At 47.9% G+C, this 13,629-nt stretch carries 6 protein-coding genes; 1 reads left to right on the top strand and 5 read right to left on the bottom strand.

Going from position 1 to position 13,629, the window contains the following annotated elements; genetic code table 11:
* Positions 1–74: 74 nt before the first annotated feature.
* A complete protein-coding gene (locus tag DWZ03_RS09275; protein ID WP_120129705.1) occupies positions 75–1,856 on the bottom strand; it encodes a cellulase family glycosylhydrolase in 1,782 nt (593 codons plus the stop codon).
* Between the two features lie 250 nt (positions 1,857–2,106).
* Here DWZ03_RS09275 and DWZ03_RS09270 point away from each other — a divergent pair, with 250 nt between their 5' ends.
* Positions 2,107–3,678, top strand: a complete 1,572-nt coding sequence (locus DWZ03_RS09270; protein WP_098032271.1) for a glycoside hydrolase family 43 protein — start codon at positions 2,107–2,109, stop codon at positions 3,676–3,678.
* Between the two features lie 394 nt (positions 3,679–4,072).
* Here DWZ03_RS09270 and DWZ03_RS09265 read toward each other — a convergent pair whose 3' ends face one another.
* From DWZ03_RS09265 to DWZ03_RS09250, 4 genes are read right to left on the bottom strand one after another with little or no spacing between them, the layout of a single operon-like run.
* Entirely contained in the window at positions 4,073–6,694 is a 2,622-nt protein-coding gene (locus tag DWZ03_RS09265) for a hypothetical protein (RefSeq protein ID WP_120129702.1), read from the bottom strand.
* Between the two features lie 8 nt (positions 6,695–6,702).
* Positions 6,703–8,673 (bottom strand): hypothetical protein, encoded by a 1,971-nt coding sequence (locus DWZ03_RS09260; RefSeq protein ID WP_087332889.1) that lies wholly within the window; start codon positions 8,671–8,673, stop codon positions 6,703–6,705.
* 41 nt (positions 8,674–8,714) lie between these two features.
* Positions 8,715–10,394: a RagB/SusD family nutrient uptake outer membrane protein gene (locus DWZ03_RS09255; protein WP_057258761.1), complete on the bottom strand. Its 1,680-nt coding sequence runs from the start codon at positions 10,392–10,394 to the stop codon at positions 8,715–8,717.
* A 13-nt stretch (positions 10,395–10,407) separates the two neighbouring features.
* Positions 10,408–13,602, bottom strand: a complete 3,195-nt coding sequence (locus DWZ03_RS09250; protein WP_120129699.1) for a SusC/RagA family TonB-linked outer membrane protein — start codon at positions 13,600–13,602, stop codon at positions 10,408–10,410.
* Positions 13,603–13,629 lie beyond the last annotated feature (27 nt).

The following is a 13,629-nucleotide window of genomic DNA, read 5'->3' as shown; positions in this document are numbered from 1 at the left end:
ACAATCCTTGTAACCTATAAAACCTATTTGTATGATACTTTTAAAAACTGTCTTTTACTCTATCCGCCACTCAATCAGTAAGGGTATTTACCGGCTGCGGCTCCCTTCATGATGCCCTCAATGGCATAAGCCTCCTTCGCCGTACCCGTACCACGATTCATGTCACCGCCGGTTTCCCAATAGAAGGGGACACAACCGTGTTTTTTGGCCTCTCGGGTGACTACCTCATTCCAATAGGCGCGGCTCTTGTTGTGCATCTCCCGGTCAATGTCGGGATAGGCAAGTTCGGAAGTACCCTCTATCTTGTCTTCTTTTGTCCGCTTCATGGCGCTGTACTCGCCTACAATCACAGGAATTCCCTTATCTGCATAGGCTGTCTTCATCTTCTGGAATTGCTGCTTCACATAATCTTCTTCGTAACCGGTGGCGTTATGAATGGAACCGGATACATGATTGTCCTTACCCCAATAAAGGAATACCTTGCCCCAAGTTTCGTCATGGTTCATCATGGTGAACTGATAGGGATCATAGAAGTGAACTTCCACCATCAGACGGTCGGGTACCTCATCCTTGGGCATCGTGTAGTCGTTCACCGTTTTGTCGATATTGGTATAAGGACCTTGCACAATCAGGCAACGGCTCGCATTATTCCCTCCGGTGGCACGCACGGCATCAATGAAGGTCTGTTCGTATTTCAAGATGACATCTATGGCCGATGTTCCAACGTTCCCCTGGTCTTGCTGTCCGGGTTCGTTACATCCGGCAAAGAGCAGGTGTTCGTCATAAGCATTCAGTTTATTGGCAATCTGTGTCCAGATAGCTTTCTGCTTGGCATCTACTTCGCTGCTGTAACCATGAGTGATACTCTCTTCAAGCCAACCGCCATCCCAATGGATATTGACAATGGCATACATATCATTGGCTACACAGTAGCCCACCACTTCGCTCACACGGTCGAGCCATGCAGCATCTATCTCATAGGTCGATGGATTCACAATGTAGTAATCCCACGCGCAAGGGATGCGCACCGCATTAAATCCCAATGCCTTCAGCCCTTTGATATATGCCTCGCTCACTTTAGGATTTCCCCATAACGTTTCGCTCGCTATCTTGTTCTTGTTATCACAAGCTTCCAGCGTGTTGCCGATATTGATACCTGCATACATCTTGGCGGCAAGTGTCCTGGCGTCGCTTCCCATATTGCCGACCTCGCCCGCAGCCTGTTTTACGGTCACAGTCTCCGTCAGGCTACCCAAAGTAAAAGTGATATGGCCTTCGCGCGCTCCCAGAGGATTGGAAGAGACGGTAAACTTGAAAATCTTGTCTTCCATGGCACGGGTATTGACCGCCTTTATCCAAGAAACATCAGAAACGGCTTGTACGTCACCATTGGTTTCCACCACCACAGAAACATCTCCTCCCGCAGCTGGCAGGTCGAAAGAGGTAGAGTTGGATATGATTAATCCGTCCGCAGACGTTTGTTTCACTGTGAAGCTCCCTACTTCGCTGCCTCCGGCTTTCACCGTTACCTTGGCTTCACGGTCACTCGTGTCCGTATTGGCTTCTGCCATAACGGTATACTTCAAAATACTACTCGAAGCAGAACTTTCGGCAGTAACCTTACACCACTCCGGTGCACTGCTGGTAACTTCCAATGCAACGTTCGACTTGATGTTCAGCGTACTTGTTCCTCCGGTCTTGGAGAAAGTCATTCCATCCGTCAGAATGTTCGCGGGAATCGTTATTTCCGGAGTCACAGTATCATCATTGCCGGAACATGCGGCAACGAAAGAAGAGAAAAGCAGTGCCGACAGCACCAGGCAAATTTGGAATTTTTCAATGATATTCTTCATCATGTCTTTACGTATTAAAAATAATGGTTAAATCAGTGAAAGCAAAAGTAACGGAAAAGGCGGAAAACACACCGATGTCATGTTATCTGCAACGGTATCATTTGTTTCCGAATAGGGTTCAAAAGTAATCATTGAATGACATCGGACACATCCGGCTTGTTTGAACCGAAGGAATACTTTATTTTTGCGTATAAATACTTCCTTCAACTACTGATTCGTATATCTGATAAACTATTTAAAATACAATGTACTTATGAGAAAAAAGATGATGTTATTTTTAGGACTGGCGCTCAGCCTGTCCTGCTTTTCACAAAACCGGCAAGGTTATCAAAATCCCGTTATTCCCGGTTTCCATCCCGACCCGAGTGTCTGCCGCGCAGGAGATGACTTTTATCTGGTCAACAGTAGTTTCCAATATTTTCCGGGCGTACCGTTGTTCCACAGCAAAGACCTCATCAACTGGGAACAAATCGGACACTGCCTGACGCGCCCCTCACAACTGCCGCTTCACGACGCCGGCCCGTGGGGAGGAATCTATGCACCCACCATCCGCTACAACGACGGTACATTCTACATGATTACCACCAACGTGTCCGACAAAGGCAACTTCCTTGTACACACTACCGACCCGCGTGGCGAATGGTCGGAACCCGTATGGCTCAAGCAAGGCGGCATAGACCCGTCCCTCTATTTTGAAGACGGCAAGTGTTACCTTGTCAGCAATCCGGGCGTAGGTATCTATCTGTGCGAAATCAACCCCAAAACCGGCGAACAACTCAACGAGTCCAAACGCATCTGGAACGGTACGGGCGGACGGCACCCTGAAGGGCCGCACATTTACAAGAAAGACGGCTGGTATTACCTGCTGATTTCCGAAGGCGGCACGGAATACGGGCACAAAGTGACAATAGCCCGTAGCCGCGATATAGACGGCCCGTACGAAGAGAACCCCGCCAATCCCATCCTGACCCACATCAACAAGAATGCACAGAACAGCCCGATACAAGGAACCGGCCATGCCGACCTGATACAAGCTCCTGACGGTTCGTGGTGGATGGTGTGTCTCGCTTTCCGTCCGCAAAGCGGCAGCCATCACCTGCTGGGACGCGAAACGTACCTTGCTCCCGTGCGCTGGGACAAGAATGCCTGGCCGGTAGTAAACGGAGATGGTACAATAGCCCTGCAAATGGATGTACCAACCCTACCGCAACATCCTCTTGCCCCCAAGCCTGCACGCACCGATTTCAAAAACGGCAAATTAGGTCCCGAATGGGTTCATATCAGAAACTATCATCCGGAAAACTATACTTTTGCTTCCGGTAACCTCCGTCTGAAAGCAACCCCCGTAAACCTGAACAACGGGAAAGGCAGTCCTACTTTTGCCGGCCGCCGGCAAGAACATATCGACTTCACAGCCACCACTTCCATGCAACTGAAAAAAGCCGCCAGTGGCGACGAAGCCGGCCTGACGGTCTACATGTTCGAATCGTCCCATTACGATTTATTAGTCAAGCAATTGGCAGACGGGAAACAAGCTGTAGTATTGCGCTACCAATTGAATGAATTGACCCATACGGAAAAGGAAGTTATTCTGCCCCAGGGGAAAGTACAACTCCGTGTAAAAGGCAGCAACGAAATCTATTCGTTCGAGTATGCCACAAACGGAAAGGACTTCAAAGAACTGGGCCGAATGAATACGCGCTATATCAGTACAGAAACTGCCGGTGGCTTTACGGGAATCATGCTGGGATTGTATGCCGTCTCCGGTTCTCAAACCTCAAAAGCATATGCAGACTTTGAATACTTTGATTACGAAGGAAAATAGCAGCCAATCTTAGAGAAAGCCCCTGCTTTTCTCCGCTTCCGCCCTTTTGTCTGTCCGGTTCAGTACAAAGATTCATGAACGGCCCACTTAGGTGAACAAGTTTGTTCACCTAAGTGGGCTGATTTGTTCACTACTATGAACAAGGCGGACCACTTTAGTGGAGATACCATAAAATCACTATGTTTATCGCAATAAGTACCCATCCCGTCCGAACAAAGTACAAGGCAAAGAGCTATCAAAGCGCCGCCTTACGGACCACCTCCTTTATTTTATTCTCTCTATGGTTCTTCAATCTATATCAGAACGATGCACACCGGTGAGGGCAAAACAAAAAATCCGGGATGGCCTGCATCCCGGATTTCCTATCTAACCAGTATATTTCCGTCTATCCCTCTTACCATTCAGGAACAGAGAAAAGAGTGTGGAACGTGAACTTCACTTCCATAGAACTGCTGAAACCAAGTTCCTTGATAACATCACCATCAGGAGTACCGAAAGCGCACCCTTTATCCTTTGTTGCCCCATAGCAATTCCAAAGTTCCAGACGATACTTCGGGGATTCATTGGCATCGAGCACTTTGGATGCATCAAATGTCACTTCCTTGCCATCCAGATAGAGGTTGTCAAGTGTGGCATGTAAACCGGGGAAATACTTGTAAATGTCAGCCACTTCAACGAAGGTCATGATGGAACCTGCCGCATAGTCGGCAGATTCGTACTTAATGTCGAACTGAGAAGCCACAAGGCTGTACTGGAAGTTCTCGTATTTCACCTCGAACGTAGCTCCTGCGTTATATCCCCATGCACTTCCCCAATCCGGATTGACAGTAACCAGATTGGGCGTATAAATACCTGCACCGGTACCGTCGGTAATGACGGTGCAGACAATCTCAAGCTTCTCCTTGAAATGGATGGCAGGCTCGGTACCTTGATTTTCTACATTGCTGAACGGACTGAGGGGAACTGCATTGCCTACAGAACCAGCCCCATAAGCATTGAACAACTGAACACGGTACTTACCGTTTCCTTCAATGTCGCCATAATAGAAGCGGTTGGCATCAAACCGGATGGAAGTACCGTCCAGCTTGATGTCGTCAATGCGTACAAACGAATTGGGATAGCGCTTCGCCATACCGGCAAAGTCAAGCGTAAACACCATAGCATCGGTACAAGTTCCCTCGAAAACAAACGTGTGCTGTCCAGCCAAGTCTTCGGGTGAAATGGCTACAAGCAGTGCATCCCAACTTCCTGCCCATGATGAATCGGCGATATTGAGCAATACAGGAACCTGCGCATCGGCATCGGCCTTGGCCTGGCTGTAATAGTTCAACGAATAGCCATAGTCGCCATCGGGCAGGGCAATCTGCAGGCCGTCGGCAGTCAACGACAGAATGTTCAGCTTACCACTCTTCGTGCCAATCCAAGTATTGGCACAAAGCACATCTATGTCGATGTCAATCACTTTATTCGCCTCGTCAATCGTAAACTTACCGGTTTCATCGGTCACGGTACCGTCTTCGGCAATACGATGAATATTCACCGTACCGTCCTCCTTGAGCTCCATATAACCATAGTCCTTTCCGTAAGTATAACCTATCCAGCCATTATCCGTACCCATCTCCCAATGAATCTGCTGTTCAATGTTGGGTTGTCCGTTGGAAACCGTACTCCAGTTGTCCGTAACACCCCACTGCGTGAAAGGTCCTTCAAACACGTGCTGCTTACCGTCCTGGCCATTGTCAAGATACCACTTCTGATAGAGCAGAGCCTTGTTGAACGGTACGTTCTTGGCTGTGGAAACAGCGCGTACAGCCATACCTTGATAAACTGCGGCAGTGATACGGTGATTGACAGAAGCTGCAAACTGGTAACCTACCGCAAATTCTGTATTGGAAGAGTTGACAGTACCGGTGAGGTAATATCCTTCAGTACCCAGCGCTGTCACATCGTTTGCCACACGCGTACCGGCTGCAGGCAGGAAGATGGAATTACCATTAGGACCGGTGAACTTGAAACCTGTCACTCCATTCTGCTCAGTCCACTCTTTCTGGCACAACGTGAAGAGTTCCTCGAAATCATCGGCAGTAGGCAGTGTGGCACGCCCTTGAAATGCACGGAAAGCCAAGTCGGAAGCCGTTTTATAAGTATCGGCCGAAGCATAGTCGGCAGGGTCGATGCTATTGTTGCATCCGGTCAAGTCACCGAATCCGAAAAGGCCACCCAGTCCAGTCTCGCTCTTGGCACCCACATTGAAGCGAGCCCACTTCACGGAGAGTCCCAGGTCGACAAGGTCATTGTCGAGATCGAAGTCATAGGCAGGAGTAGTGAAGCTCTTCACCTCACCATACACAATGCCGCTACCCAGATTGAGGTAAGCCGCATAATAGTATTGCGTTTCGGGCACCAACCCTTCATGGACGAATGAATAGCTGTCCTTAAGTTCCTCACTCTTCACTATAAGGCCTGCACGAACCGCTTCTACATCGGATGAAGTAGAGATAACAACACCACAAGTAGCATCGGCCGTAGCATCGGTCAATGTCCCACCCAATACAGCCGAGGCGAAGTCGACAGATGCGGCATCGGCAGTAGCCACCTTGGCATCGGTGGTGAGCAAGCTTTTCACCTCACCTTTGTAATACACCTTACCCTGCAAGCATACATAAGCCTGATAATAGAGCGTAGAGTTATTGTTCAACCCGTTCAACTGAGCACTGAAGGCGCTGCCGTCATAAGCAGCCTGCACGTCCTCGGGCAGGTTGTCTTGCGCAGAGCCATAGAAGAAGCCGGTCTTATAGCTTCCGGCATCCATGCCATCCAACCCGGAGAGCGTGGCATGGAGCGTAGCGGTAGTGGCGGTCACATCGGACGACCCCGTCACCACCGACGATTCGTTCAGAATCGGGGTGGTGTGGATAGTATAGTCGTCATCTTCACTGCACGAAGCCAGCGAAAGACCCAATGCAAGTGAAAGTATTCCTAAATATATCTTTGTCTTCATATATACTAAATTCATTTAAGTGGTTATTCAATGGTCATCGAAATTATCTCAACCTTCACATCCGGCTGTCCGTCTTCGGTGGCAGCCACAGTAGCAAGTCCCTTATTCTGGATACCGATACAGATACAACTGCTTCCTTCGTAAGTCACAGTGGCACCGGTGGTATTGGTCACGGACACAGTCTGTACAGCTCCTTCGGCAGTATCAAAGGCCACGGCATGAGCCAGGTTGTAGCAGTCGTCTTCCCAGGTATTTCCGATGTTATTGTCCATAATCACGGTCTTAGGAGTCGCGCCCTCGTTCCAAGTGATTCCACTCAGCACTTTGTACTGTATCTTCAGCGTCTGGTTCTTTTTCAACTTCACCTTCGTGATGTCGATCGGCCATCCCGCGTCACCACCGCCCCAAGGATTGTAGAACTGCAAGCGCAAACGATCGGGATTTCCGTCACCGAAAAGAATTTGTACCTTGCTGTTGTCTACCTTGATTTCAGTAGGCCCGGTAGGTCCGGTAGCGATAGGTTTGTAGTTGAGGTTGGCACAAAGATAAGAATCCACGGCTCCCTTGTCATTGGTCGTTGCAGGCACACCCATCTGGAAAGAGCTGGTGACATCGCAAGCCATTACGGTAAACTCGCTTCCCTTCACTTCCACCGTGCGCTTATCACCGGTAGCGGTGAGGACGGTTATCTCAACCGGATTGCCGTCGGCATCCATAAATTTCAATTTGCCGTCTTCAATGGCAAGCTTACCGGCATTGGTACCGTCATCCCATTTGTAGCCATCGGCCGTGCTGCTCAATACCAGCTCATAGTCGGCAATGGAAGCATCGGCCACAGGTGCCCATGAAGAACCGTACTGTCCCTTCACTACGCTTTCCCAAGCAGCAGAGCCACCATTCCACCATGTCCAGTCATAAGGTTCTTCATCATTGATGAGGAAGCGTGCCTCATTGCCCACATAGGTGACACCGTTGATTTCAGTAGTGAACAGTTTGGTTGCCAAATCTTCAATGGCAGGCTGTTGTACTTCGGCAGGCTGAAGCAAACCCGGATCTTCAGTCGGTATGATACTGGGGTCATTATAAGCCTCTTCGGAAATGAAGTTCCACACCAGCCACCACGGACCTTCGCTATTGGTACGCATCGTAGCTACCTGCAGCAGATAAGGAGTACATTCTATAATCTTGATGTCGTTGGTATAGTTGGAACAGACATCATCAAAACCCTCGTTATGCAATGAATAGGTACCGCCATAGAAAGATATGACAGGGCGTTTCGGGTCAGACACATTCAAGTTGAAAGTTCCGGTGGCATCCGTCGTGCCCGAAGCAGCCACCCGATGAAGTTCCACCGTACAGCCTTTCACAGCATCCAGGCCGAAAGTGATGTACGACTGGAAATAGGGGTCGTCTGCCGGAATGAGCCACGATTGGATACCCGGATCCCAGTTGGGAGCCCAATTGGCGCTACCAATCATAAGGTCGGTAATATTGCTTCCATCATTTTTCACATCAGTGTGGCTCATGTACATCACCGGTCCCGAACAACGGCCAATACCAAAGTTCTTGTCAATGGGAACCCACTTACGGCTCTTGCCCACTCCACCTGCAAGGTTAGCCCAGATAGGGTCTTCGAGCATGGCAAAGTTATTGGTCTCTACCTTGAAGGTATATGGTTCGCCATATACCGGACCTGCCGGTGTGGAAGCGCCGAAAGTCACGCTATATTCTCCGGCAAAAGGAAGTGCCAAGTCAAGAGTGGTCTTTTGAGAAGGACCGCTTGGAGTGACCCACAAGGGAGTGGCTCCCTTGATGAGCGAAGTCAGATGAATCGTATTAGGATCATTGGCATCAGGGGTCACCGTATAGGCGATACCTTCCACCAAATCATCGGAAACATAGGTTTTTGCCCCCATCTCGTACTCTTCGGGCGAGCAAGCGGAAAATATCAAAGCCGCTCCTGCCAATATGGAAAAGAATGATTTAAGTCTCATATCTTATTGTTTTTATTTTTTATTTACTCTATTAATGGTACTCACCATCCGGGATTCTGCACAAGTACACTCTGTGAAAGGTTAATTTGATTATAAGGAATCTGGCTCAAGCCTTTGGTGGCTTTCACACGGTCGGCCCGTATGGTTATTGCATCATCAGCGCCTCCACTCTTCACCTTGACACCATTCAAGGCGAGCTTCTCGGCTGCCACGTCTATACCTTGACGCAGGAGATCCCAATAATTAATGCTTTCAAAAGCAAATTCAAGACGACGTTCTTCCATAATAGCTTGTTGAGACACACTCTTAGCTTGATAGTTGGCCGATACTGTTCCGTTGTCATCAACCTGATAAGCACGCTTACGCACTTGGTCGAAATAAGTTTGCGCATTGGGGCTACCCAGTTCTGCGGCCATCAACAATACGTCGGCATAACGGATAATAACGTAGTCTTGGCGGTTCTGTGTCTGGAAGTCACCGCTACCATCCTGCTTACCGGCATGGCTTCCATCGGCATAGCAAAGGGGAGCATACTTCTTCACAGCATAGCCGGTATATTCACGCCAGTCATTAAAACTGGTGGTAAAGTCGGCCGAACCGGTGATTCCTTCCCCTACCAAATCAATGATAGAAGCCGAACGGCGGAGGTCACCAGTGGGAAACGCTTCCACAAAATCAGGATTTACCGTCAATGCGCCCCATCCCTTGCAATAGGGAGCAGCATTAAGCTGGCGCATACCCAACATCACCTGCCAACGGTTGGAGTCATTATTCCCGTTATAATCCTGAGTAGCGGTAAATTTCAACGCAAGAATGGTTTCCTTGTTTCCATCACCGGCATATGTACCCTTCAAAGTTTCATAGTCTCCTTTTTCGGCCACTTTTGCAGAAGAAGCCGGCCATAAATTCTTGAATTGCGGTACCAAACCATATTCTCCTGAAGCGATTACGTCTTCTACAGCAGCCAAAGCTTCGGCACGAGTCACCTCTACAGGTTCTTCACCGTAATATCCGGTATAGAAAAGATAGGCACGTGCCAGCAAAGCCTCGGCGGCATATTTTGTAATATGTCCGTCGTTCTTGGTATAGTCGGCCTTGGGATAAGCGTCACCGGGAATATTCTCGATAGCATATTTTAAGTCAGTAAATATGGCACTGAACACCTCTTTGGCAGGTGAAGGAGCGCGATTTTCGTTTACCGGTTCCAGAAAGAGTGGGATATTCCCCCATAAACGAACCATATCCAGATAAAGCAATGCACGCAACGTACGACATTCGCCCATATAGATACCACGTTTGCTATCCGATTCATTCCATACAATCTGCTCTTCATGAGCTATCAGCTCGTTGCAACGATAGACGCCCGCATAATAATTTTTCCAGTCACCTTCGTATAGGTTGAGGTCAGCCGGCGATTGGGAGATGTCAAAACGGTCAATGGCCTGATAGCCACGTCCATCGGCATTTCCGGTAGCGCCAAAACACTCGGCACTCATCACCTCGGAAGCCATATAAAACCCTACCATCATGGCTGATGAAGTCTGGCGCCAACCATCATAACAACCTATCAGAGCACGATAAGCATCTTTTTCAGTCTTATAGAATGTACCGGTTGAAGATTCAGTCTTCGACGTAACATCGAGAAAACTGTCGGTACACGAAGCCAGTCCCAAACTCAGGAGCAGGACACTTGCCATAAATATATTTTTGTTTTTCTTCATATCAGTCTATATTTTAAAATTTCAAGTTAACACCAAACAATACGGTACGGGGACGGGGGTAATAACCTAAATCAACGCCCGATACCCAACCTTGTCCGTTATCTCCTTCGGGACCATAACCTATTTCCGGATCCATGCCGTCATATTTGGTAAATGTGAACACATTCTGTACCTGAGCATAGATACGGCACTGGCTGATGACCTTACATCTCAGTAGCTTGGCAAAGTCGTAGCCCAAAGTAATGTTACTGATTCGCAGGTAATCACCATCCTGCACATAGAGGTCTGAGAACTGCCAGTTGAGATTCTGGTCTGTGACACGAGGTATGCGATTGCTGGTTCCCTCTCCTGTCCAACGTCCTAAAATTGCAGTAGTATAATTGGCTTGCTTGGAGGTATGGTTACGATAGCTCTGGACAATCTGCTGTCCGAAAGCACCGTTGGCCACTACAGAGAAATCAAGTCCTTTCCAGTTGAAACCGAGATTGAAGCCCATAGTGAAATCAGGAATACCGTTACCAAGATCGGTCTTGTCAAGCTCGTTCACCCGTCCGTCATGGTTGATGTCCACAAACTTCACGTCACCTGGTTGTACGTCAGCTTGCAGCACACCGTTACCAGCCTTAATCCAATCCTCTATTTCTTGATTGTTTTGGAATATGCCTGCTGTCTTGAAACCATAGAAATAACCGATAGGCTTACCATTCTCGGCACGATAGAATTCAGGAGTATTGTCATACAACTGGTTGGTAGAGCCATGAATGATACCATCGTCGTTAGGAATCTCTCCGACCTTATTCTTATTGTAGGCACCGTTGATACCGATATTGTAACTAAAGTCTTTGCCTATTTGGTCATTCCAAGTAAGATTGAGTTCCACACCGGTGTTTTTCACTCCACCGCCATTAATATAAGGAGCACCTGCTCCGGCAGTAGCAAGAATAGGAGCCACCACGAGCCAGTCTTTAGTATCTTTAATGTAGAAATCGAAATTAACACCCAGGCGACTGTTGAGGAATCGGGCATCAAGACCGATATTGGTCTGCTGTGAAGTCTCCCACTTGATGTCAGCATTAGCCAGACGACTAGGGTAAGCTCCCCAGTTGGTTCCGAGCTGTGCCGCAGCATCCGAGTCGCCGTAACCGCTGCCGAAAAGATAGTGTGTATTGGTACTCTTGATAGGAGCCAGATATTGGAATGCGTCAATGTTGGCATTACCCACTTGTCCCCAGCTGGCACGTATTTTCAGGAAGTCGAGCCAGTTTTGCGTACTTTCCATGAATTTTTCGTTAGTAATGGTCCATCCTGCCGATACCGAAGGGAAGTAACCAAAACGGTTGCCTTTGGCAAAGTTGCTCGAACCGTCTGCACGCAAAGTAGCATTGACCATATAAGTTTCTTTCCAGTTCCAACCCAATCGGCCGAAATAGGACACCTTGCGGCTCTCGGTATGCGGATTGCCACTGGCACCCAAGCCGTTGGTCGAATCGGAGGCCGTTCCGTTGCCCACAAAAGCATGCTCCCAATCATCAAAACCTTCTTTCAGCATACCATTTTTAGCTTCGATATAAGTGCCCTCGTAACGATAGGCTTCCATACCCAGCAAGGCGTTGAACGAATGTTCTCCCATAGTCCAGTCATAAGAAGCCGTATTGGTCCATGTCATACCCAAAGAGTGATTGGCATTTTGAGATACGGTAGTACGTTCTTCATTATATATATATTGGCTGAACTTGTAGAGAGGCTTGAAACTACGGTATTCGCTGGAACCATAAACCACACCGAATACAGACTTTATCTTCAAATTCTTGACAGGCTGCAATTCAGCATAAACATTACCGGAAAAAGTAGCCGTTTTGTTCTCATTGTTGCTGTCGGTCATCATTAAACCATAAGGGTTTCCATCACCTTTATTCCAGTCACTGGTACTGGTGTCATTGTAAGGCGAATCATAAAGATTATTATCGCTATAGACAGGAGCGATAGGCGATGTTCCGAATGCACCGCGTAAGGTATTATTATATTGGTTGCCTACACTGATACCGTTATTCATCTTATATACAAAACTCACCTGCTCGCCCACTTTCAAAATATCCTTGAAAAGTTTGTGCTCGCTGTTCACACGGAAATTGTAACGCGAATAGTTAGACACATCCGAACCGCCGACAATACCTTCCTGACTCATATATCCTAACGAAAGGGCATAAGTGGAAGTTGCGCTTCCACCAGTGACACCCAGCGTATAGCTCTCCGTTGTGGCATTATCTTTGAACATAGTATCTACCCAATCCGTATCATACACATTGCCATTGGCATCGTAAATAGACTGGTATTGGCTCCAATCGTAAGCCGAAAGTCCGCTATTCAAAGCCTGCTCATCCATAATGGCCATATACTCTTTTGCATTCAGCATATTAGCCTTACGAGCTACATTCTGTATTCCATAATAAGCATCGAAACTAATCTGCGCTTTACCTTCGCGCCCTTGCTTGGTAGTAATAAGCACTACACCATTAGCACCGGCCGAACCGTAGATAGCCGCACTAGCCGCATCTTTCAGTACATCTATACTTTCAATATCGGCAGGATTCAAAGTAGAAATATCACCACCCACACCATCAATCAGATAAAGAGGAGCACTATTTCCCACGGTACCAAGACCACGGATACTCACTTTCATGTCAGCACCCGGTTGACCGGAAGTCGAAGCAATACTTACACCCGGTGTCTGTCCCTGCATAGCCTGCAAGGGATTGGTTGTATTCATCTTGGCTATTTCGTCACCCTTCACCTGAACAGTGGCACCCGTCACCAATTTCTTCTTCTGGACACCATAGCCCACTACAACCACTTCATCCAACATTTCCGTGTCCTCCTTCAGCACCACATTGATGACGGAAGAAGTACCTACCTTGATTTCCTGTGATTGATAACCGATGTAAGAAAACACCAGTGTCTGTCCTTGTTGGGCACTTACCGAATACCGGCCATCAATGTCGGTAATTCCACCCGTAGCGGTTTCTCTCACCTGCACGCTGACACCTATCAACGGCTCACTATCCGTAGCCGATGTCACAACACCCGAAATGGTCTTGTTTTGAGAAGGATTAGCCTGCAGGCTACTGATTGCAGGTACAAGAAACAAAAGTACCAATGCAACACGGCATAAACGCAGATTTATGCACTTTTCCAAGAATGTTTTTCTCATTGTACATTATTTAATGGTTAATATCAA

This window comes from Bacteroides sp. AF29-11 (genome assembly GCF_003602895.1).
In the GTDB taxonomy this organism is placed as follows: domain Bacteria; phylum Bacteroidota; class Bacteroidia; order Bacteroidales; family Bacteroidaceae; genus Bacteroides; species Bacteroides uniformis.
This window is presented reverse-complemented; position numbering and strand designations above follow the sequence as displayed.

What these genes read in the sequence shown, in the direction of transcription:
- DWZ03_RS09275 (WP_120129705.1), bottom strand. Translation starts at nt 1,856, where the DNA reads ATGATGAAGAATATCATTGAAAAATTCCAAATTTGCCTGGTGCTGTCG.
- DWZ03_RS09270 (WP_098032271.1), top strand. Translation starts at nt 2,107, where the DNA reads ATGAGAAAAAAGATGATGTTATTTTTAGGACTGGCGCTCAGCCTGTCC.
- DWZ03_RS09265 (WP_120129702.1), bottom strand. Translation starts at nt 6,694, where the DNA reads ATGAATTTAGTATATATGAAGACAAAGATATATTTAGGAATACTTTCA.
- DWZ03_RS09260 (WP_087332889.1), bottom strand. Translation starts at nt 8,673, where the DNA reads ATGAGACTTAAATCATTCTTTTCCATATTGGCAGGAGCGGCTTTGATA.
- DWZ03_RS09255 (WP_057258761.1), bottom strand. Translation starts at nt 10,394, where the DNA reads ATGAAGAAAAACAAAAATATATTTATGGCAAGTGTCCTGCTCCTGAGT.
- DWZ03_RS09250 (WP_120129699.1), bottom strand. Translation starts at nt 13,602, where the DNA reads ATGAGAAAAACATTCTTGGAAAAGTGCATAAATCTGCGTTTATGCCGT.